The sequence below is a fragment of the Seongchinamella sediminis genome (genome assembly GCF_003457605.1).
GTDB lineage: Bacteria > Pseudomonadota > Gammaproteobacteria > Pseudomonadales > Halieaceae > Halioglobus > Halioglobus sediminis.
Window position 1 is genome coordinate 326,912 of the sequence record NZ_QRAN01000001.1, and the last position, 21,033, is coordinate 347,944.

At 63.3% G+C, this 21,033-nt stretch carries 16 protein-coding genes; 11 read left to right on the forward strand and 5 right to left on the reverse strand.

Annotated features, from left to right (window positions below; translation table 11 throughout):
* Window positions 1–30: 30 nt before the first annotated feature.
* Window positions 31–126 carry an SEC-C metal-binding domain-containing protein gene (locus tag DWB85_RS19920; protein WP_117952385.1) on the reverse strand — a complete coding sequence of 32 codons (96 nt, stop codon included), beginning with the start codon at window positions 124–126 and terminating at the stop codon, window positions 31–33.
* Complete coding sequence (locus tag DWB85_RS01365; RefSeq protein WP_117952386.1) at window positions 123–1,298, reverse strand: ATP-binding protein; 1,176 nt, start codon at window positions 1,296–1,298, stop codon at window positions 123–125. Before DWB85_RS01365 ends, DWB85_RS19920 begins: the two co-directional genes overlap by 4 nt.
* Before the next feature lie 342 nt (window positions 1,299–1,640).
* Here DWB85_RS01365 and DWB85_RS01370 point away from each other — a divergent pair, with 342 nt between their 5' ends.
* Genes DWB85_RS01370 through DWB85_RS01385 form a run of 4 tightly spaced genes read left to right on the forward strand, consistent with a single transcriptional unit; the run spans window position 1,641 to window position 8,522 of the window.
* Complete coding sequence (locus tag DWB85_RS01370; RefSeq protein WP_117952387.1) at window positions 1,641–3,083, forward strand: Wadjet anti-phage system protein JetA family protein; 1,443 nt, start codon at window positions 1,641–1,643, stop codon at window positions 3,081–3,083.
* On the forward strand, window positions 3,061–3,744 hold the full coding sequence (locus DWB85_RS01375; protein WP_117952388.1) for a DUF4194 domain-containing protein: 684 nt from the start codon (window positions 3,061–3,063) through the stop codon (window positions 3,742–3,744). The genes DWB85_RS01370 and DWB85_RS01375 overlap by 23 nt, the downstream gene beginning before the upstream one ends.
* Window positions 3,735–7,388, forward strand: coding sequence for an ATP-binding protein (locus tag DWB85_RS01380; RefSeq protein ID WP_117952389.1), 3,654 nt, complete (start codon window positions 3,735–3,737; stop codon window positions 7,386–7,388). The genes DWB85_RS01375 and DWB85_RS01380 overlap by 10 nt, the downstream gene beginning before the upstream one ends.
* Window positions 7,389–8,522, forward strand: a complete 1,134-nt coding sequence (locus DWB85_RS01385; protein ID WP_117952390.1) for a Wadjet anti-phage system protein JetD domain-containing protein — start codon at window positions 7,389–7,391, stop codon at window positions 8,520–8,522. It abuts the gene before it with no gap.
* 24 nt (window positions 8,523–8,546) lie between these two features.
* Here the strand turns inward: DWB85_RS01385 and DWB85_RS01390 are convergent, their stop codons facing one another.
* Window positions 8,547–8,984, reverse strand: coding sequence for an RrF2 family transcriptional regulator (locus DWB85_RS01390; RefSeq protein WP_117952391.1), 438 nt, complete (start codon window positions 8,982–8,984; stop codon window positions 8,547–8,549).
* A 262-nt stretch (window positions 8,985–9,246) separates the two neighbouring features.
* Between DWB85_RS01390 and DWB85_RS01395 the strand changes: the two genes are divergently transcribed.
* From DWB85_RS01395 to DWB85_RS01415, 5 genes are read left to right on the forward strand one after another with little or no spacing between them, the layout of a single operon-like run.
* Window positions 9,247–9,699 (forward strand): c-type cytochrome, encoded by a 453-nt coding sequence (locus DWB85_RS01395; RefSeq protein ID WP_117952392.1) that lies wholly within the window; start codon window positions 9,247–9,249, stop codon window positions 9,697–9,699.
* A gap of 33 nt (window positions 9,700–9,732) precedes the next feature.
* Complete coding sequence (locus DWB85_RS01400) at window positions 9,733–11,088, forward strand: cbb3-type cytochrome c oxidase subunit I (RefSeq protein WP_117952393.1); 1,356 nt, start codon at window positions 9,733–9,735, stop codon at window positions 11,086–11,088.
* 51 nt (window positions 11,089–11,139) lie between these two features.
* Window positions 11,140–11,958, forward strand: a complete 819-nt coding sequence (locus DWB85_RS01405; RefSeq protein ID WP_117952394.1) for a CbbQ/NirQ/NorQ/GpvN family protein — start codon at window positions 11,140–11,142, stop codon at window positions 11,956–11,958.
* 15 nt (window positions 11,959–11,973) lie between these two features.
* On the forward strand, window positions 11,974–13,914 hold the full coding sequence (locus DWB85_RS01410; protein WP_117952395.1) for a nitric oxide reductase activation protein NorD: 1,941 nt from the start codon (window positions 11,974–11,976) through the stop codon (window positions 13,912–13,914).
* A 1-nt stretch (window position 13,915) separates the two neighbouring features.
* Entirely contained in the window at window positions 13,916–14,158 is a 243-nt protein-coding gene (locus DWB85_RS01415) for a hypothetical protein (RefSeq protein WP_117952396.1), read from the forward strand.
* Here DWB85_RS01415 and DWB85_RS01420 read toward each other — a convergent pair whose 3' ends face one another.
* Complete coding sequence (locus DWB85_RS01420) at window positions 14,159–14,662, reverse strand: DUF4870 family protein (RefSeq protein ID WP_205422638.1); 504 nt, start codon at window positions 14,660–14,662, stop codon at window positions 14,159–14,161.
* A 324-nt stretch (window positions 14,663–14,986) separates the two neighbouring features.
* On the opposite strand from DWB85_RS01420, the gene tadA reads away from it, so the two are divergent.
* A complete protein-coding gene (gene tadA, locus DWB85_RS01425) occupies window positions 14,987–15,448 on the forward strand; it encodes a tRNA adenosine(34) deaminase TadA (RefSeq protein ID WP_117952397.1) in 462 nt (153 codons plus the stop codon).
* Here the strand turns inward: tadA and mltF are convergent, their stop codons facing one another.
* Window positions 15,449–16,876, reverse strand: a complete 1,428-nt coding sequence (gene mltF / locus DWB85_RS01430) for a membrane-bound lytic murein transglycosylase MltF (protein WP_117952398.1) — start codon at window positions 16,874–16,876, stop codon at window positions 15,449–15,451. It abuts the gene before it with no gap.
* Window positions 16,877–17,018: 142 nt separating this feature from the next.
* Here mltF and purL point away from each other — a divergent pair, with 142 nt between their 5' ends.
* Window positions 17,019–20,912 carry a phosphoribosylformylglycinamidine synthase gene (gene purL / locus DWB85_RS01435; protein WP_117952399.1) on the forward strand — a complete coding sequence of 1,298 codons (3,894 nt, stop codon included), beginning with the start codon at window positions 17,019–17,021 and terminating at the stop codon, window positions 20,910–20,912.
* The last annotated feature ends 121 nt before the right edge of the window (window positions 20,913–21,033 follow it).

A 21,033-nucleotide genomic window follows, 5' to 3' on the forward strand; every position in this document is an offset into this window, starting at 1 on the left:
CAGCGCACTTTTTCCAGCGGGGCCAGGCCGTTAGCTGCCCAGGCTTGATTGGGCATGGCAGTGCTTGAACTTCTTTCCGCTACCGCAGCGGCAGGGATAATTGCGACCGATGGCGGGTGTTTTCATTTCAAAATCTTCTCGGCATTGATTTCATGCCAGGGCAGAACAGTGACATCGGAACGGGATTGTCGGCTGTCACCACCATAAATAAGCCACGCTTTTCCGGTGGTTTCACCGGCCAGTTTTCGCCAGAATTCCAGCGCTTTGAAGTAATCCTTGTTGATGGTTTGCCCGGATTTGATTTCCAGCGGTGACAGGTCGGTTCCATGGTCAATCAGCAGATCGACTTCGTGCCCCGAACGATCGCGCCAGAAATAAAGGTTCGAGGTTTCTCCCGCGTTATAGCGGGCTTTGAGCAATTCACTGATCACCCAGGTTTCGAACAGGGCACCCCGTTGAACATGGGTCGGCAGTTGCTCGCTGTTTTGGATACCGAGCAGCCAGGTGGCAAGACCAGTATCCAGGAAATAGAGTTTGGGCGTTTTTACCAGGCGCTTGTTGAAATTCTGGTGATGCGGCGGCAACAGATGCACGATATAGCTGGCTTCCAGAACGGAGATCCAGGCCTTGGCCGTATTATGTGTAATACCGCAGTCATTGGCCAGCGACGAAAGATTGAGCAGTTGTCCGGTCCGACCTGCACACAATTTCAGGAAGCGTTGAAAGGTTCCCAAATCCTGTACTTTGATCAGTTGCCGGACGTCTCGTTCCAGGTAAGTGCGTACATAGTTTCCATGCCAAGGATGCGATTCGAGTCCGCGGTCGAAGATAGGGGGGAACGCCCCGTCAAAGAGTATCTTGTCGAGGTCCTTGCCGATTTTTCCTGAACGCTGTAACTCGCCGTAGGTCATGGGTAGCAGCGTCAGCATTGCAGCTCTGCCGGCCAGGCTCTGCGTGATGCCTGATAACAGGCCAAACTGCTGGGAACCTGTCAGGATAAATTCTCCGGGCTGTTGCCGTTCATCGACGCGTGTCTGGAGATAAGAAAACAGGGCAGGGCAGCGTTGCGCCTCATCCAGGATGGCGCCCCCACCAAATTGATTCAAAAATCCACGCGGGTCCGTTTCAGCAAATTCTCTTTGGTCCAGATCTTCAAGCGATACATAATGGTGATCGGGAAAGGCGTGCTTCACCAGGGTGGACTTGCCGGACTGGCGAGGGCCGGTGACCACAACCACCGGATAGCCGCTGGCGAATTGTTGAAGCCTCGATTCTGCGTTCCGGGGGATGTAGGTCATGGTGGTTTCTGATTGCTTTACACGCGCACATTACGAGATAAAATGGCTGATTGTCAATTCTATTGCCAATTAGCCTAAATGCAGCGCTTGGTATGGTGATCCATTATCTGCAGGAGCAGGAAGGGATACACTTGGTCGTGCCCTTCGCGGGCGAGTGGGTAGTTCGGCATGGTAGCCATGGCAGCTTAAACCCAGGGCAGGCATCCACTTAATATAATCGGGTATTGCTGTTCAAAGAACTGGTGCAACCTCTAAAGTGATCTGCTGAACGACCGGAATCAGGCTTGGAGCGGCCTCCGCAACCTGTTTAAATAGCGGCCTTGTTTATTCTCCCGGCCCCTCATGTTTTTCATCGACGAGCGCAGTCAGTTTTTCCGCCCTCTCACCGGGAAGTACCGCGAGCAAATCGTCGAGTGCCTGCGGTTGTTGCACGAACGGCTGTACAGCTCTCGCGCCGATTACGGTGAGTCTCTGCGCCGGGAGCAGGTGCTGGACCTGTTCACAGAGGCGCTGGAGCGGGCGCCGCTGCTGGAGGGCGATGACGAGGGCCGCTTCAGCAGCAATCGCGAGCAGGCGGCCTGGATCCTCAATCAACTGGTGGACTATGGCTGGCTGAAACGCGACAAGGACGAAGCATCCTTTCAGTCAATCTATCCTTTCAGCCGCACCGGACGCCTGTTTACCCAGACGCTCGCGGAAGTGGATGGCCGCAGTGTGCGCACCCGGCATCGCAATACCCGCAATACCCTGAACGCATTATCGGCCTTTCTCGATCGCGGCGAAGTTTACGACCTGCTGGACGCCTATGAGCACTCCGAGCGCATCATCGCCGACTTTACCGATATCATCGCCGAACTGGAAGAGCGCAAGCGCGAGCTGGTGCGCGAGGTTGAGGCCCAGCAGCTGGTGCAGCAGGCCTCTGACCAGTTCTTCGAGTTCATGGAAAAGCGATTCCAGCCGGATGTGGCAATTCGCCTGTCGGCCGACAGTGTGGAGAAGCACCGCGACAGGATCCAGAGCACCATCGGGAAAATTCGCCGCAAGCAAAAAGCCTGGAAGCAGAACGTCGAACGCGAGCTGCGCCGGCTGGCACCGGATCTGGTGGTGAGTGAGGATGCTTCGGTGCTCTGGCAGCTGCTGGACAGCATCGAAACACGCATGCGCAACGCCTCCGAGATCATGTTGCCGGCCCTGCGTCGCACCCTGCAGGGCTTCACCCGCCGCGCCGATATCATCATCCGCCAGCTCAGCTACCTGCACAGCCAGAAGCACAACGACATCGTCGGTCTGTGCCGCGAGTTGGCAGACCTCGATGGGGCCGCGTTCGAGCGTCGCCTGGCCGCCGCGGGTGAACTGATGGCCCAGTGGCGTCTGGGCCTGGTGGATCCGGCCCACAACCGGCTGCGGGACAAACCCCAACGGCGTGCCGTGCGGAACCGGATTGCCGACATCGAGGCCCCGGATGCGGATACCCTGCGGGACTTGTATACCCAGCAACTGCTGGAAAAGGCCTTCAGCGTCAACAGCGGCGCCCTGCGCGACTACCTGCGCGATGCCCTGGGCGCAAGCCGGCGCATCGAGAGCCGCGACCTGCCCGTTAACAGCGCTTCCGATCTGCTGGCCCTCAGCCACGTGATCGAACTGGGTAGCGCCGAACACCGCGCCGGCGGCTTCGGCCTGAAAATTGAAGCGACCAATGAACCGGTTACCGGTGAACACTATTTCGAGCGCAGGGACGGTTTCCTGCTGGAACTGGAACAGGATGACGATTCGAAACAACCTTGATGAGGCCGCCACCGCCCGCGGCCTGACCCCGGAACAGTTTTCCGAGCTGATCATCCGCCTGTTGGATAACGGGGTGCTGTGTCGCGATGAAAGCAAGCGCGAGGCTGAACTCTACGACCGCTACCTGCGGGCGGAGGATTTGGTGGAGGACTACCTCCAGGTGCTCCGCATTCGCATCCTCCACGAGCCGCGTTTCAATTCACTGCGCCTGTTCCCGCCGGGGGCGGAGGTGCCGGGTCTCGCCGATGCCGAAGACAGCTTCAACAGCGGATTGCGGGAGCGCCTCAGCCAGCAGGAGGTGGCCGTTATCCTGGTACTGCGGGCCGAGTACGACAAAGCCCTGCGCGAGGGCCAGATCGACGAGAAGGGCCAGGTGGTGTTGCCGCTGGAGGCCCTGAGCCTGGCCCACAAGAACCTGCTGGGCAGGGCGCTGCCGGAAGGGCTGGTGGAGCGCCGCCAGCTGTTCACACGCCTGCGCCAGTTGCGCCTGATTCGCAGTGCGGGGGATGAGGCCCTGGCGGATGCCGAGGCCTGGCTCACCATCCGCCCGGACATCACCAGCCTGGTAACAGACAGCGTGCTCGCGCAGCTGATCGAGCCTGAGGACGGCGGGAAAACTGCCGACCAAGGGGCCGAGGAGGGGGGCGAAGCATGTACCTGAAACGCTCCATCACCGTGAACTGGGGCAACCTGCCCGCCGAAGAACTGGAATACGGTCCGGTCAACCTGTTTTCCGGTGGCAATGGCTCCGGCAAGACCACCGCCGCCGACGCCCTGCAAACCCTGATGACCGCGGCCCACGATAACCTGTTCAACTACAATCCCGGGCAGGATGAAACCACCCAGCGCGGCCGTGGCGGCAAGCAGGTGCGCACGCTCGCGTCCTACATTCTCGGTTGTGATGACGGTGCTTTCGCCCGGCCCTGGAATTGCGATGGCTATATTGCCGGCATATTCCATCCCACCAAAGGCGAGACCGCAGAGCCTTTTACCGCTGTGATTGGCGTCCGGGCCCACCTCGACCGGGCGGGCGCGCATGCCCAGGCGCGGCAGGATGAACTGCTGCTGATGATCGTACCCGGGGAGATGTTGAGCCTGTCTCACTTGGTGCGTGATTACCCCGACGGCAAACACGTGGTCCCCGTGAACGAGCTGCCCAACCTGTTGCGCATGGAGTTCGGCAAGAAGGCGGTGGAAGTATACGACAACAAAAAGGGCACCTACCTCGCACGGTTGTATGGTGCGTTGCGTGGCAAGCGCGACGCGGTATCACAGCAGGAGAGCAAGAACGCCGCTCGCACCTTCGCCCGTTTCATGGCCTACAAACCGGTGCAGTCTATCGACCAGTTCGTCGCCAATGAAGTGCTGGAGGCCCGCGACTTTGGCGATACTATCCGCCGCATCCGCGACCTGTTGCGCACCGTACACGGCATGGAGCAGGAGGCCAGCCAGCTGCGCATCGCCGTGGCCCTGCTGGAGCAGGCCAGGCAGCATGCCGGGGATTACCTCGAATGCTGGCTGCAGCGAACCACCCTCGGCTATGGCGCCGCAGCGCAGAAATACCAGCGCAACCAGCGGCACTATGTGCGGGAAAAAGAACAGCAGATAGCACTGCGCCAGCAGCAGAGCGACCTCGCCGAAGAGCAGGAACAGACCAGTCGTCGGCTGGAGCAGGCCCACCGGGAGCTGGTCAGCCTGGAAGCCCGTATCCAGGGTATTCCGGCACTGCGCAGTAAACAGGAACTGGAACAGCGCGCCACAGAGTTGGGAGAGACGTTGCGGAACGGCGCCCGCCCGCTGCTGGAGCAGGATCACCAGCGCAGCGGCAATCTCGGCGCCCTGCGCAATATCCGCGAGCTGCTGTCGCGCCATAGTCTGGAGCTGCTGCTGCCGGAACTGGCCAGTCGCGGCTGGCGCGACAAGGTCAGGAGCCTGCTGGAAAGCACCGAGGCAGACCTGCCGGACCTCAACCAGATGCTGGCCCGGGACTGGATCGACCTGAGTCCGCTGGAGGTCAGCCTCGACCGGGCGCGCAGCGAGCAGCCCCTGCACAACCAGCTGGCAGACATGCTGCACCGCCCCGGCGAGGCGGACGCCAGCGGCGATCCGGCGCCCTCCCTTGCCCAACGGCTGGACCGCCTGGTGTCTGAGCGGGAGCGCGAGGTGCGCGGCAATGAACAGCAGGCCAAGGAGGTTGAGCAGCACATCGCGACACTGGAAGCCCGGCGGGTCAGGTACCCCCGCGATGTGGAAGAGGCCCTCGCCGCAATCCACAGTGAGTGCCCGGGGGCGGACCCACGGGTGCTCTGTGACCATGTCGAAGTGGTTGAAGCGGAGTGGCAGATGGCCATCGAGGGATACCTCGGCGGCGCTCGCTTCGGTATTCTGGTGGAACCGGAGTACGAGGCCGAGGCCATCCGCATCCTGCGCCGATTGGCGGGCCGCAGTCGCAACCGGGCCCGGGTCATCCAGGGTGAGCAGGCGCGGCGGGATGCTGAACGCCAGTCCCTGCCGGAGGATTCCGTATTCCACGTCCTGCGTTTCAGCCACCGCGGCGCCGAGCACTACCTCAAGGCCTCCTACGGCACTTTGCAGCGGGTGAAGGATGCCGATGCCCTGCGCCTGACCCGCCGCGGCCTTACCAGCGACGGTCTCGGTTCCGGCAACTATGCCATGTTTCGCTGTGATATCGACGACGATCAGCTGGTGTTCGGCGAGGCCGCCAGGGAACGCAACCTGCGGGCCCAGCGGCTCAAGCTCGAGGACCTGCAGCAGCAGTACCAGCAGGCCAGCAATGCCTACCGGGCAGTGCAGCAGATGCAACAGCAGGTTTACCAGGTGAAGCCCCTGGCCTGGGTGGAGAGCGTGGGCGCCATGCTCGATGCCCAGCACAAGTTGCGCGATGTGGAACAGCAGCTGCAGGCGCTGGACCTCAGTGCCCACAGCGACCTGGAGCGGGAGCAGGAGCAGCTGCAGCAGCGCTACGGCGAACTGGAGCAGCACCAGCGCTCACTGGATACGCGGGAAGGGGAGCTACGCAGCGAATGCAATCACTGTGATCAGCAGGTGCGCAAACTTGCCGACGCCAGTGACGCCCTGTTGGAGGCCCGCGATATTGCCGAGACCGACCTGCTCGCCAGCCAGCGCCACTGGCCGGGCCTGAACGTGCAACCGCGCGTCGAGGCAATGGATGCGCGGCTGAGCCAGGCCCATCTAGACATAGATTTCGCCGCTGAAGAACAGGACTGCAAAAACCGGCTCGGAGAATTACTGGTATCTTTGCAGAAGGTCATCAACGACTACAACCAACAGGCCCAACCCGCGGACCAGCTGTTCGCCGACAGCGCAGAGGAATGGCACAGCGCGCCCTTTTTCGGCCATGTGCGCGGCCTGCACCAGCAGATTGACAATCTGCACAACCGGCTGCACAACAATGTGCTCCTGGAGCACCAGGAGAAACTCGGCGGTCTGCGCGACAGCTTCAACACCACTTTCATCAGTGATCTCTGCCACGAGATTCACCAGGCCATTCGTGAGGGCGAGCGCAGTCTGAAGAACCTGAATAGCGAGCTGGAACACCACCAGTTCGGCGCCGACCGGGAAACGTTCGCCTTTGAGTGGCAGTGGCTGCCGGAATTCAGGGAGTACTGGGATTTCTTCCGCGAGGTGATGGACATTCCCAACCTCGGTGACGGCAGCAGCCTGTTCGAGGCCGGCCTGTCGGAGAAAGGGGCGGCGGTGCGCGATCGCCTGCTGGGCCTGCTGCTGGACGGGGATGAACAACAGGCCCTGCGGGAACTGGAACGCATCAGCGACTACCGTCGTTACCGCCGCTACGACATCCTCAAGACGCCGGAGAACAAGACGCCGATCCGGCTCAGCCAGTACGGCACCGGATCCGGTGGCCAGTTGGAGACCCCCGCTTACATCATTCGCGCCGCAGCCATAACCAGCGCCTTCCGCTTCGGCGAGGGCGACAGCCATCTGCGCATGGTGATTGTCGACGAGGCTTTCATGCACATGGACGAGGCCCGCTCGCGGGAAGTGATCGGCTACCTCACCAATACCCTGGGCCTGCAGCTCATCTTTATTATGCCAACCAGCAAGGCCGGCCCCTTCCTGGACCTGGTCAGCAACCAGTTCGTGTTCAGTAAAGTGCCCAGCCCCCAGGCGGTGGGGGAGCTTAACACCCGGGTGCTGGTGGACCGCCAGCAGCTCAATGTGGAGCGGGTGGCGCAGCTGTGGGCCCAGCACCGGCGGGTTATCCGCCAGCAGGGCGCGCTGGATTTTATGGAAGGCCTGTAAATGCCGGCTAACGGTGACCAGGCCCAGTTACCGCCGCCGACGTGGCTGGCGGAGGAGGCCTGGCTCAGGCAATTGCTGGGCTGGTTCCTGGATCGTCTGGAGCAGCCGCGCTCGCGGGCGGTTACCCGCCGCGTTACCCGTTCCACGCTGCCGCCGCTGTTTCGCTTTGACGGCGAGGCGGATTATCGCTGGCAGCTGCTGGAGCGTCTCGCATCCGAGTACCGGGTGTTCACGATCCGCTATGCGCGAACAAGCAGCGCTCACCAGGAGCGCTACGAGAACGCCCAGTTGCGTTTGAATAGCGAGAGTGAGGACCTGCTCCGTCACTGGCTCGGGCGGCCGCGCATCGACCCTGTTCAGGCTGCATGGCGGGCGGCGGTGATGGAGTGCCGCGATCGCTTTGACGACGGCGGCGCGGCTCTCCTGGCGGCCCCGATTGTATCCGAGGGCTACGAACCCGGGGAGATTGTTCGCGCTTTCGCGGCAGTGGGGGGCTGGCTGGACAGGGGGCTGACCCTGCGGGAAATTGCCGCGCGCTGTTTTCGTGGCGATTCCAAGTTTCTCGATGGCCGCCAGGATCTGCTGGCGAAGTGCTTTGGCCGGTCACTGGCCGCTATTGAATCCCGGCCACTGCTGCTTATTGCATGCGCCCCGCCGGGATTTGAGCGCCTGTTGATCGTCGAGAACCAGGACAGTTTCCTGCGCCTTGCCAGCCGGCCGCCGCGCGGTCACGCCCTGCTCTACAGCGGCGGCTTTCGCGCCAGCGCCCAGCGCCTGACCAGCAAATCTACCCGCTTTGCCTTCCTGCCCGGCAGTGACAGCGACCGCTTCGGCCAGCTGTGGTTGAATCCATCCCTGCCGGTGAATTTCTGGGGCGACCTGGACTTCTCGGGTATGGCCATCCTCAAGGCCCTGCGTCACAGCCTGCCAGCCCTTGCCGCCTGGCGGCAAGGCTATGTCCCCATGTTCGATCTGTTGCAAAGCGGTGGTGGGCACAGCGCTCTCCAGGCAGGAAAAACCGGCCAGGCTGACCCCGGTGATACCGGCTGTGACTATGCCGATACAGTGCTGCTGCCGGCCTTGCGCCAGTACCGGCGGTGTGTGGATCAGGAATGGTTTGCGCCGGATCGGTGAGCCTGCGCCCTGCCTGCCGCGCGCTCAGCTGGTTGCCAGAATCCCCGCCAGCCGCTCACCGCGCCTGCCGTTAACGATGTCCGCCAGCGAGTAGCCGTCGAGCACGTTGAGGAATGCCGTCAGCGCCTCGCGCAATATCGGCTGCAGGGCGCAGGCTGGCGTCAACAGGCACTGGTTGTTGTCGCCAAAGCATTCGGCAATAACCCAGTCGTTCTCCATGGCTCTCACCAGTTCGCCGAGATTGATGTCCTCCGGTGCCATGGCCAGTCGCAGGCCGCCGCCCTTGCCCCGCTGGCCGATAATGTAGCCCTGTTGGCTCAGCTCAGGTACAACTTTCATCAGGTGATTGCGGGAGATACGGAATTTTGTCGCTATCTGGGCGATAGTGGCGGGCTGGTTATCGTTCGCGGCGAGGTAAATAAGCACCCGCAGGGCATAGTCGGTAAAACGTGTGAGGCGCATGATCGTTCCCCGGGGTCGGCGAGGGCCCCGTATATCAGTGGATGACTGGCTGGTCCGAGCGGATAAGCGAGCACAATTTCATACGCTGGTCACTGCGCTGCAGATTAGCCACCTGTGTTTTTATCATCGTGTTGCAATCAGGGGTTTCCATATGCATCATTATTAATGCATAATACATGCATATTATAGAGACTGTAGGCCCGGGCGCAATCAGGTAATTGGCGGCGGGGCATGGCCTGACACGCAAAGCGAGGGTATCGCAATGGCTGAAGCACTGACCAGATCGGCGGCACGCAATATTTTCTTCGGCGGATCGCTGTTTTTTTTCATCGTTTTTGCCGCGCTCACTGCGCACACCCACTGGTATATGCTCAACGTTTCCACCGATGAGGAGGCGCTCACCGAGCAGGTCAAACTGGGCAAGCACGTCTGGGAACAGCACAGCTGTATCAACTGCCACAGCCTGCTGGGAGAGGGCGCCTATTTCGCGCCGGAGCTGGGTAATGTGTGGACGCGCTACGGCGGACGGGAGAATCCGGACGCGGCCCGGGCCGGGCTGAAAGGCTGGATCCGGGCGCAACCGCTCAACGTGCCGGGACGGCGCGTTATGCCAAAAATCGATCTAACCGATGAGGAACTCGACGCACTGGTGGAGTTTCTTGCCTGGACCGACTCCATTGACACCCAGGGCTGGCCGCCGCACCCGGCGGGTTAATGGCCAGAACAACAGTAGCGGAGAACAGAAGCGATGAAGTATGAGACCCAGCGCGTAGCCTATCCCTTTTTTATTGTGGCCATGGCCCTATTCGCCCTGCAGGTGATATTCGGCATCCTGGCGGCCACGGTGTATATCCTGCCGGAATTCATGGCCGAAGCCATGCCGTTCCACATCATCAGGATGAGTCACACCAACCTGCTGATTGTCTGGCTGTTGCTGGGCTTTATGGGCTGCACCTACTATCTGATGCCGGAAGAAGCCGAGGCGGAGATTCACAGTCCGCTGATCGCCTACCTGCAGCTGGCAATTTTTGCGGTGGCCGGGGCTGGCGCCCTGCTGAGCTATCAGCTGGGTATCCACGAGGGCAGGGAGTTTCTCGAGCAGCCACTGTGGTCGAAGATATTGATCACCGTGTCGTTCCTGATGTTCCTCTATAACACCAGTATCACCCTGGCCAAGGGCCGCAAAACCGCCATCAACTTGGTGCTGATGCTGGGCCTGTGGCTGGCGGCCGTGTTCTGGTTGTTCGCATTCTACAACCCCAGCAACCTGGCGGTGGACAAGCTGTACTGGTGGTGGGTGGTGCACCTGTGGGTCGAAGGTGTGTGGGAGCTGATCATGGCTTCTCTGCTGGCCTACCTGTTGATTAAGATGACCGGGGTGGATCGCGAGATCATCGAGAAGTGGCTGTATGTCATTATCGGCCTGGCGCTGTTTTCCGGATTGCTGGGTACCGGGCATCACTACTACTGGATAGGCAGCCCCGGTTACTGGCAGCCACTGGGCAGTATTTTCTCCACCCTGGAAGTGTTGCCCTTCTTCGCCATGGTGATGTTCGCCTTCTTCATGTTCTGGAAAGGGCGTAGAAACCACCCCAACAAGGCGGCCATGCTGTGGACCCTGGGCAGCGCCACCGTCGCCTTTTTCGGTGCCGGCGTGTGGGGCTTCATGCACACCCTGTCGTTCGTCAACTACTACAGCCACGGTACCCAGGTCACCGCGGCCCACGGTCACCTCGCCTTCTTCGGCGCCTACGTGATGATGATTCTCGCGGTTATCACCTATGCCATACCGCAGCTGCGCCGGGTGCAGCCCTTCAACCAGGTGCTCAACATGTGGGCATTCTGGCTGATGACCTCGGCCATGTGCTTTATGACCTTCACCCTGACCTTTGCCGGCGTGGTACAGACCCACCTGCAGCGGGTGCTGGGCATGAACTACATGGAAGTCCAGGCGCAGCTGGAACTGTTTTACTACATGCGCCTCGGTACCGGGGTGGTGGTTGCCGTTTCCGCGCTGATATTCTTCTACGCCATCTTCGGACCGGCGCGGCAGCAGGCGCCTGCAACGCCCGAGGGCGGCCTGACAGTAGGCGCGGCCAGCTGAGATGGGGCCGCGCCTGACCATCTCTCCTGCCGGGCTTGAGAGGCCACAGCTATGACCGCCAGTGTTGTCGAGCAGGAACACCTGCCTGCTGACGTTCCCTACTACCAGCCGGTTGGCAACGAGTGCGAGCTCTTTGAGCAGGCATACCGGCAACGACTGCCGATGCTGCTGAAAGGGCCGACGGGCTGCGGCAAGACCCGGTTTGTCAGCCACATGGCGGCAAAACTGGGGCGTCCGCTGTATACCGTGTCCTGCCATGACGACCTTACCGCTTCGGATCTCACCGGCAGGTACCTGCTGCAGGGCGGTGAAACCCGCTGGGTTGATGGTCCGCTGACCCAGGCGGTGCGTGAAGGCGGCATCTGCTACCTGGACGAGGTGGTCGAGGCGCGCAAGGACGTCACCGTGGTGCTGCATCCACTGACCGACGACCGTCGGCTGTTGCCCCTGGAACGCACCGGCGAGCTGCTGGAAGCGCCGCCGGAATTCATGCTGGTGGTGTCCTACAACCCCGGGTACCAGCACATCCTGAAGTCGCTCAAGCCCAGCACCCGGCAGCGCTTTGTCGCCCGCAGCTTTGATTTTCCCCCGCCCGACGTGGAACGTGACATCGTGTCCCGGGAGAGCGGATTGGCGGCGCCCCGCTGCGCCGCCCTGGTCAACCTGGCGGCGCGACTGCGGGCCCTCAAGGGACAGGATCTCGAGGAGGGGGTATCCACCCGGCTGTTGATCTACTGCGCCACCCTGGTTGCCAATGGCCTGCCGGTACTCGAAGCTGCCCAGGCGACCCTGATCGAGCCCCTGAGCGATGACCTCGATGTTCAGGAGGGACTGCTGGAGGCGGTAAAGGCCACCTTCGGCGACGATTGAGCACGGGCGGGAATCATGCTGGAGTGGCTGGAATTTGAGGAAAAAGTAGGCCGGATCTGGCACAACTGGGCGTCGTCCAACAGTGCCAGCTACCCGCGCTATCCCGATGCCGCCGTCAGCCTGGAGCAGCTTGCTCCGGCCCTGGCGGTTTTTTTTCGCCTGGCCGGTGGCCCCGCAGGTGTTGCGGTCTCGGCCCTGGCGGCCCGGAGCTCGGGGCATCGGCTCAGCCTGAGGCAGCGCCTGGGTGTCGACCGGGAGCAGATGGCCACGGCGCGCCTGGATGAGGAAAACCTGCTGCTGCCGCCGGAAATTGCGCTGTTTCAGGCGTCCGGCCTCAATCGCGATCTCTACTTCTGGCTGGCGGCGCTGCTTGCGGTGACAGAGCCACCCGCCGAAACATTCAAGGACCCGCTGCGCCAGGATATTACCGCACTGCGCGAGGCGGTTCGCTCGACCGAACTGGCCCTGGCCACGTTTCCCGGCCTGCAGGCCCGCTATAACCGCCTGCGAGCGGCCCTGCTGGCCGCGCGACCACAGCGCCAGCTGCCGCCGGCCGAAGCGGCGGTAGAGGCAGTGATCTGCCACTTGCTCGGGGCCGGCCAGCCGCTGGATGAGGCAGCCGGGCGCCTGCTGGCAGCGGTGCTCGACCCGGCCATGATATTGCGCGAGTTCCGCGCTCCGGCCAGCTATCGCAGGCCGCTCCCGGTGCCGCTATGGGCCAGCTATTCCCCGCAGGGGCACAGTGAACGCCCACCCGCCGACGAGGACGACGAGTTGCCGCGGGCCCCGGATGCCCAGGCCGAGGTCAAACACAAGCGCAAGGCGGAGCGGCGCCACCAGGACCAGGCGGAGCGCGATGATCCCCTGGTGTTGAACCGCTTCGAAAAAATCCTGTCGCTGGCCGAGATGGTTAACGTCAATCGCGCCATCGACGATGACGAGGACAAGAACGCCAGCGACAATGCCGGGCAAATGGATGAGATTACCCTCAGCCGCAACAAACAGCGGGCTTCATCGCAGCTGAAAATGGACCTGGACCTGTCCCCGGGGGAGGGCGAGTCCCAGCCCCTGATAGCCGAACTGACCTACCCCGAGTGGAACTTCCGGGCCCAGGCCCACCTCCCGGACCACTGCCGGGTGATCAGTGAGCCGCCTGCCGAGGAAGCCGAAGGGCGGGCAATGGACGAGCAGACCCGGCGGCGCATTCGCCGGGTACGGCGCCAGTTTGAGGCCCTGCGCCCGCGTCGGGAGTGGCGCCGGGCCCAGCTCAGCGGCTCGGAACTGGATATGGATGCGGTGATTCGCGCGCACTGCGACCGTGCCGCCATGGGCGACAACAGCGAATGCCAGTACATGGACGCCAGGCCGCAGGCCAGGGACCTGGCGGTGTCCATACTGGTTGATGTGTCCCTGTCCACCGATGCCTGGGTGGAGGATCGCCGGGTAATCGATATCGAGAAAGAGGCCCTGCTGGTGCTGGCCCACGGGCTGGCCAGCTGCGGCGATGATTACTGCATCCAGAGCTTTACCTCTCATCGCCGCCAGCGGGTCTGGGTAAATACCCTGAAATCCTTTGGCGAGCCCATGGGTGAGCGCATCCAACGCCGAATCGCGGCGCTCAAGCCCGGTCGCTATACCCGTATGGGAGCGGCGATACGGCACAGCGCCGAGCAGCTGCGCCAGTGCCCCAACCGGCATCGCCTGCTGCTGGTATTGAGTGACGGCAAGCCCAGTGATGTCGATTACTATGAGGGGCGCTACGCCCTGGAGGACACCCGGCGCGCCGTGCTCGAAGCGCGCCGCGCTGACCTGCGGGTGTTCGGCATTACCATAGACCAGGATGCGCAATCCTATATTTCACACCTGTTTGGCCGCGGTGGCTACGCCATGGTGCGCAAGCCAGAGCACCTCGCACAGGCGCTGCCGGGCATTTACCGGCAGATCGTATCCAGCTGAGATGACGACACATTCGCGCAAGGTAGTGGCCCTGCTGCTGGGTCTGCTGATCACCGTCCTCGCGGTGTCGGCTTTTGCCCTGGCGATCAATCGCTACGACTGGGGCGTGACCCTGATCCTGCTGGCGCCACTGCTGGTCTGGCTGGTGCTGCGCATGGGCAAGTGGCTGGAACGCTGGGCGAACGGCACCGGCAGGCTCGACGACAGCGACCCCGATTTCCCCGACGAGCCACCGGCAGCATAGTCAGTCGCGGGTCTTGCCGAGGCCAAACAGCCAGCTGTCGGGTGCATCGACCGCCCGGTTGGAAGTGAGCCGGTGGATGCCAACGGCGCAGCGCGCCATCATCCAGATCATGCCCAGGGTGGCAAAGAGGTAGCCCAGCAGCCAGGCGTAAACCGGAGGCAGGTCGAGCTGGCCGAGACCCTGCCACGCCAGTACCGCGATAGCGGCCCCCGCGAGACCCAGCCAGAAGGTGCGAATCTGGAAGCGCAGGTGGCTGTCCAGCCAGCGGGCGCCACGACCCAGGCGCAGGTGGGCAATCAGCACGCCCAGCGGCGCGGTCACCACGGCCATAATGCTGCCCAGGTAGAGACCGTAAATCACCACCACGTAACCCCGCCCCGGCGTATTCTTGTCATGGACGGACGCCTCGGGGGCCAGCCCCATATACTGCGGGTCGACCTCGTGCGCCGAGCAGGGGGGTGAGCTGGGCGGGTTGCCGGCTGGGGTCCGATTGTTGTCTGTCATGGGTATTGCAAGGCCTCCTGGTCAGTCCGCAGTATCGCCCGCGCCGCCCTGGGCATCAACCGGGACCGCGTCCCACGTATTGACTGACAATGTAAGCCAATGGGGCGGCGACAGAGGATCTGTTGCATGATATTAGCGCTAACTCAAACGTGAGGGCTGTGATATGGGTCAACAGCAGCGCCAGGTTTCCCTCGGGGCCATAAGCATGGCGCGATCGTTTGGCAGCAACTGCATGGCGTGATATTTTCCCGCCTGCTTCATTGCAAGCGGGCCGCAAGCGATTGCAGCCAGACCGTAACCAGAGCCCCGGCGGGCGGGAAGATAATGACGTCGATAGCAGAACACGAGCAATGGATGCGCCGGGCCCTGGCGCTGGCCGACCGCGCCGAAAATGAGGGCGAGGTGCCCATTGGCGCCGTTGTGGTTCGTGACGGCGAACTGTTGGGCGAGGGCTGGAACTCGGTGATCGCCTTCCAGGACCCCACGGCCCATGCCGAGATTGTCGCCATGCGTGACGCCGCCCGCCTGCTCGGCAATTACCGGCTCCCGGGGGCCACGGTTTACGTCACCCTGGAACCCTGCACCATGTGCGCGGGGGCGATGATTCACGCCCGTATCGAATGCCTGGTATTCGCCGCCAGCGAACCAAAGGCCGGCGTGGTCTGCAGCACCTGCAGCCTGCTGGACGAGCCGCGTTATAACCACCGGGTCAGCTGGCAGGGCGGGGTGCTCGCCGAACAGAGCAGTGCCCGCCTGCAGGCGTTTTTTCGCCAGCGCCGCCGTTGATTACAGCGCGTTCAGCCCTACCCGCCGCAGTACCGCTGGCAGCAGCGGATCGGTTGCCACCGGCGGCAGCGGCTTGTTGCGGGCGATATCCTGCCACGCCAGGATGCCGCGGTAGTGGCGGATATTCTGCACATAGGTCGCCGCTTCCCGGCCACGGGCGTAGCCGTGGCGCAAGGTCTGGTAATACTTGCTGTTCTGCAGCAGGGGCAGGCGCTCCATGACGTCACGCCAGAGGTGGGGGTCTCCGCCCTGGCGATCAGTGAGCAGGCGCGCATCCTCCAGGTGGCCGCGGCCGATGTTGTAGGCGGCCAGGGCCATGTAGGTGCGGTCGGGTTCGTAGATGTCGTCAGGCAGGCGCCGCTTGATCTGCTTGTAGTAGCGGGCGCCCCCGCGCAGGCTCTGGCCCGGGTCGAGGCGGTCCGTGACCCCCACTTCCCGGGCAGTCGGCGCGGTCAGCATCATCATCCCGCGGACCCCGGTGGGTGATTCCGCCAGGGGGTCCCAGTGTGATTCCTGGTAGGCCATGGCCGCCAGCAGTGGCCAGTCCATCTGGTACTCGGCCGCCACCTGTTCAATCAAATCCTGGTACCCGGGCAGTATCCGCTCGACGTTAAGGTTGAAGGTATGGGAGCCGATGCGGGATACGGTCCGGCTGTGCCCGAAGTGCTCCTCGCGCAGTTTGTCCAGGGTGCCCTGCTCCTGCAGGCCTGCCAGAAACTGGTTGATGCGCAGCAGCAGCGCCTCGTTGTCACGCTCCGGCGACAGGTACCAGACCATATCCTGCGCCGAGCCCAGCTCGAAGGCCAGTTTCAGGCGCGGGTAGAGGCTCTGCTGGACCTCGAACTCGCTGGAATCGATAACCGCCAGTTGCGCCTCGCCATTGTCGACCATGGCCAGCAGCTCCGTTGAGTCGGCATGGTCAACCTCCCGCCAGTTGAGCTGCGGAAAGCCGCCATTGGAGAGTGCATCCAGCGCACTGCTGTGGGCGGACCCGGTTAGCACTACAATTGACATGTCCTCGAGGTCTCCGGGGTCCCGCGGCCGGAAACTGCCGGCCCGGTACACGATCAGCGGCCGGAGCTGATAGTAGGGCGTGCTGTGGGGGTAGTCCGCTTCTCTCTCACCGGTCAGCGCGAGACCGGCGGCAGCAATATCGGCTTCTCCGCGGTCCAGGGTGACGAAGATGTCCTCGAGGCCGAAGGCGGGAACAATCTCCAGTTCGACCCCCAGCTCAGCGGCGAACATTGCCGCCAGGGTGTACTCGAATCCGGTGGGCAGGCCCTTGTCGAGGTAATAGGTGGTGGGGCTGTTGCGGCTGACCACGGTGAGTTTACCGCTTGCCTCAATGCGCTCCAGGCTGTCCTCGCGGGAGCAGGCAGCGAGCAGGCTCAGCAACAACAGGGGCAACAGGCGATGGAGGGGCTTCATGCCCCTATTCTAGCGAGCGCCGCCGATTCCGGCACGGTGATAATTACCGTGGTATCGGCCCGCTATTTCGGTTAACGGGGCGGTGTTGAATACAGTACAATACCGCCTCGATAAACCAGCCCCTCCCGGAGTCCTCCCCAGCATGCTTACCCTGCGCGGCGCACCGGCTTTGTCGGCATTTCGCCTGGACAAACTGAGTCACAAACTTTCCGCTCTCAATCCTGACATAAAACTCCTGCACACCGAGTTCGTGCACTTTGCCGATCTCGACAAAGCGCTGTCGCCGGAGCGTCGCCAGGTGCTGGAGCAGTTACTGGACTATGGGCCGACCATCGACGAGGCGGGGCACGTGGCTGAGGGCCTCGAGGGCCGGTTACTGCTGGTGACCCCCCGGCCCGGCACGATTTCGCCCTGGTCCAGCAAGGCGACCGATATTGCCCACAACTGCGGCCTGGCCGAAGTGAAGCGCATTGAACGCGGCGTGGCCTACCAGCTGGCCCTGCCGGAGGGCCTGGACGGGGATACCCTGGCGGCAGTGAAGTCCCAGTTGCACGACCGCATGACCGAGAGCGTGTTCGACACCCTGGAGGATGCCCGGGCGCTGTTCCTGGCCGCTGAGCCGGCGCCGATGACCAGCGTGGACGTGCTCGGCGGTGGCAAGCCCGCCCTGGAGGCGGCCAATGCCAGCCTCGGGCTGGCGCTGGCGGACGATGAGATCGACTACCTGGTGGCGAGTTTCAGCGAGTTGGGCCGCAATCCCAACGACGTCGAGCTGATGATGTTCGCCCAGGCCAATTCGGAGCACTGCCGGCACAAGATTTTCAACGCCAGCTGGAGCATCGACGGCGAGGAGCAGCCGCTGTCGCTGTTCAAGATGATCCGCAACACCAACGAGCAGGGCGGCGAGAACGTGCTCTCGGCCTATTCCGATAACGCGGCGGTGGTCGCCGGCCATCGTGCCGGCCGCTTTTATCCCGATCCCGAGAGCTTTGAATACCACTTCTCCGAGGAAAATATTCACCTGCTGATGAAAGTGGAAACCCACAATCATCCCACCGCGATAGCGCCCTTTCCCGGCGCGGGCACCGGTTCCGGCGGAGAAATTCGCGACGAGGGCGCCGTGGGTCGCGGCTCCAAGCCCAAGGTCGGCCTGACCGGCTTTTCAGTGTCCAACCTCAACGTTCCCGGGTATGGCCAGCCCTGGGAGAGTGAATACGGCAAGCCCGGGCGTATCGTCTCGGCGCTGGACATCATGCTCGAGGGCCCCATTGGCGGCGCGGCCTTTAACAATGAATACGGCCGCCCCAACCTCTGCGGCTACTTTCGCAGCTTCGAGCTGGAGGCCCCGGGCGTAGACGGCCCGGAGGTGCGCGGTTACCACAAGCCGATCATGATCGCCGGGGGCTACGGCAATATCCGTGAGGAGCACGTGGAGAAGGGCGAGTACCAGCCGGGGGCGAAGCTGATCGTGCTGGGCGGGCCTGCGATGCTGATCGGCCTGGGGGGCGGCGCCGCCTCGTCCATGGCCAGCGGCCAGAGTGCCGAGGACCTGGATTTCGCCTCGGTGCAGCGCCAGAACCCGGAAATCGAGCGCCGCTGCCAGGAAGTGATTGACCGCTGCTGGCAGCTGGGCGCCGACAACCCCATCGCCTTTATTCATGATGTCGGCGCCGGTGGCCTGTCCAACGCCTTCCCCGAACTGGTCAAGGACGGGAATCGGGGCGGCCGTTTCGAGCTGCGCAAGGTACCCAATGACGAGCCCGGGATGTCGCCGCTGGAAATCTGGTGTAACGAGTCGCAGGAGCGTTACGTGATGGCGGTGGAGCCGGAAAACCTGGCCCGCTTTGAAGCGATCTGCGCCCGTGAACGCTGCCCCTACGCGGTGGTGGGCGAGGCCACCGAGGAGATGCACCTGCAGCTGACCGACAATATTTTCGGCAATGCGCCGGTAGACCTGCCCATGTCGGTGCTGTTCGGCAAGCCGCCGCGCATGCACCGCGAGGTGACCCGCCGGCAGGTGGCGAGCCAGCCCCTGGCCATCGACCTGAGCGTGGCCGATGCCGCCGCCCGGGTGCTGCAGCTGCCCACGGTGGCCAGCAAGAACTTCCTGATTACCATCGGTGACCGCACGGTGACCGGCATGGTCGCCCGCGACCAGATGGTCGGCCCCTGGCAGGTGCCGGTGGCGGATTGCGCGGTGACCACCGTGTCCTACGATTCTTTCGCCGGCGAAGCCATGGCCATGGGCGAGCGCACACCGCTGGCGCTGCTGGACGGCCCGGCATCGGGACGAATGGCGGTGGCCGAGGCCATTACCAATATTGCCGCCGCCAGCATTGCCGATATTCGCGACATCAAGCTGTCCGCCAACTGGATGTGCGCGGCGGGCCATGGCGCCGAGGACGAGGCGCTCTATGACACCGTCCGTGCGGTGGGTATGGAGTTCTGCCCCCAGCTGGGTATTACCGTTCCGGTGGGCAAGGACTCCATGTCCATGCGCACCACCTGGAACGATGGCGAGGACAAGGCCGTCACCGCGCCCATGTCGCTGATCGTCTCCGCCTTTGCGCCGGTCACGGATGCCCGCCTCTCGGTGACCCCGCAGCTGCAGCCCGGCGCCGCTGCCAGCCTGGTGCTGGTGGACCTGGGGCGCGGCGCCAATCGCCTGGGCGCGTCGGCACTGGCCCAGACCTGCGGCCAGCTCGGCGACGCCGCCCCCGATGTCGATGCTGGCGACCTGAAAGCCTTTTTCCAGCTGGTGCAGCAATACCTGCAGGCGGGGAAGTTACTGGCCTACCACGACCGCTCCGACGGTGGATTGCTGGTTACCCTGGCCGAGATGGCGTTCGCCGGTCACTGTGGCCTGGATATCGACCTGCAGGCGCTCCCGGGTACGGATCTCGAACGCCTGTTCAACGAGGAGGCCGGCGCGGTACTGCAGCTGGCCAGCGTCGATGTGGAGGGCTTCCTGGCCAGCGCCGCCGCCCTCGGGCTGGGCGACTGCAGCCACCTGCTTGGCCGCGCGCTGCCAGGTGAGCAACTGCTGTTGCGTGACGGCGAGCGCGAAGTGCTGGCGGGCCGGCGCCCCGACGTGCAGCGCCTGTGGGCCCGGACCAGCTATGAAATGCAGGCCCTGCGGGATAATCCTGACTGCGCCCGGGAAGAGTTCGAGCGCATCGGCGCCGAGGGCGCCGGGCTCAGCGCCAGCCTCAGCTTTGATCCAGCCGAGGATATTGCGGCGCCTTTCATCAATAGCGGCGCAAAGCCGCGCATCGCGGTACTGCGCGAGCAGGGCGTAAACGGCCACGTGGAAATGGCGGCGGCCTTCCACCGGGCGGGCTTTGCGCCCTTCGACGTGCACATGAGCGATATTCTCAGTGGTCGCCAGCAGCTGGCTGATTTCAAGGGACTGGTCGCCTGTGGCGGCTTTTCCTACGGCGACGTGCTGGGCGCCGGGGAGGGCTGGGCCAAGAGCATTCGCTTCAATGAGGCGGTGCGGGAGCAGTTCAGCGCGTTTTTCCACCGCGACGACAGCTTCACCCTGGGGGTCTGCAACGGTTGCCAGATGGTCTCCACGCTCAAGGACCTGATCCCCGGGGCAGAGCACTGGCCGCGTTTTGTGCGTAACCGGTCGGAGCAATTCGAGGCCCGCCTGGCCCTGGTACAGGTGCAGGAGAGCCCCTCCATCCTGTTGTCCGGCATGGCGGGTTCGCACCTGCCGATCGCGGTGGCCCACGGCGAAGGCCGCGCGGAATTCACCGATGATGCGGCCCTGCAAACCTGTGAAGCCAGCGGCACGGTAGCGCTGCGTTACGTGGAGAGTGACCTTGCCGTGGCGAGCGCCTATCCCGCCAATCCCAATGGTTCGCCCAATGGCATTTCCGGGCTTGCCAGCCTGGATGGCCGCGCCACCATCATGATGCCGCACCCGGAGCGGGTGTTCCGCAGCGTGCAGTATTCCTGGGCGCCCGCGGACTGGCCGGAGGACGGGGGCTGGATGCGACTGTTCCGCAATGCCCGCGCCTGGCTGGGCTAGGGCGGGCGGCTCCCCCTTGAAATAGGGAAGCGGCGCCCCCACCACTGGGGTAGCGACCTTGTGGCGGGGGGGCTAATCCTTATAATGACGCCTTTTTCGGGACGGGACTGCCGCCCGTTTC

Coding starts and splice junctions, on each gene's coding strand:
- DWB85_RS01420 (WP_205422638.1), bottom strand. CDS start 14,662: ATGACAGACAACAATCGGACCCCAGCCGGCAACCCGCCCAGCTCACCC.
- DWB85_RS01410 (WP_117952395.1), top strand. CDS start 11,974: ATGCTGGAGTGGCTGGAATTTGAGGAAAAAGTAGGCCGGATCTGGCAC.
- DWB85_RS01385 (WP_117952390.1), top strand. CDS start 7,389: ATGCCGGCTAACGGTGACCAGGCCCAGTTACCGCCGCCGACGTGGCTG.
- DWB85_RS01400 (WP_117952393.1), top strand. CDS start 9,733: ATGAAGTATGAGACCCAGCGCGTAGCCTATCCCTTTTTTATTGTGGCC.
- DWB85_RS01415 (WP_117952396.1), top strand. CDS start 13,916: ATGACGACACATTCGCGCAAGGTAGTGGCCCTGCTGCTGGGTCTGCTG.
- DWB85_RS01380 (WP_117952389.1), top strand. CDS start 3,735: ATGTACCTGAAACGCTCCATCACCGTGAACTGGGGCAACCTGCCCGCC.
- DWB85_RS01390 (WP_117952391.1), bottom strand. CDS start 8,984: ATGCGCCTCACACGTTTTACCGACTATGCCCTGCGGGTGCTTATTTAC.
- DWB85_RS01365 (WP_117952386.1), bottom strand. CDS start 1,298: ATGACCTACATCCCCCGGAACGCAGAATCGAGGCTTCAACAATTCGCC.
- DWB85_RS19920 (WP_117952385.1), bottom strand. CDS start 126: ATGAAAACACCCGCCATCGGTCGCAATTATCCCTGCCGCTGCGGTAGC.
- DWB85_RS01405 (WP_117952394.1), top strand. CDS start 11,140: ATGACCGCCAGTGTTGTCGAGCAGGAACACCTGCCTGCTGACGTTCCC.
- DWB85_RS01370 (WP_117952387.1), top strand. CDS start 1,641: ATGTTTTTCATCGACGAGCGCAGTCAGTTTTTCCGCCCTCTCACCGGG.
- purL (WP_117952399.1), top strand. CDS start 17,019: ATGCTTACCCTGCGCGGCGCACCGGCTTTGTCGGCATTTCGCCTGGAC.
- DWB85_RS01395 (WP_117952392.1), top strand. CDS start 9,247: ATGGCTGAAGCACTGACCAGATCGGCGGCACGCAATATTTTCTTCGGC.
- DWB85_RS01375 (WP_117952388.1), top strand. CDS start 3,061: ATGACGATTCGAAACAACCTTGATGAGGCCGCCACCGCCCGCGGCCTG.
- tadA (WP_117952397.1), top strand. CDS start 14,987: ATGACGTCGATAGCAGAACACGAGCAATGGATGCGCCGGGCCCTGGCG.
- mltF (WP_117952398.1), bottom strand. CDS start 16,876: ATGAAGCCCCTCCATCGCCTGTTGCCCCTGTTGTTGCTGAGCCTGCTC.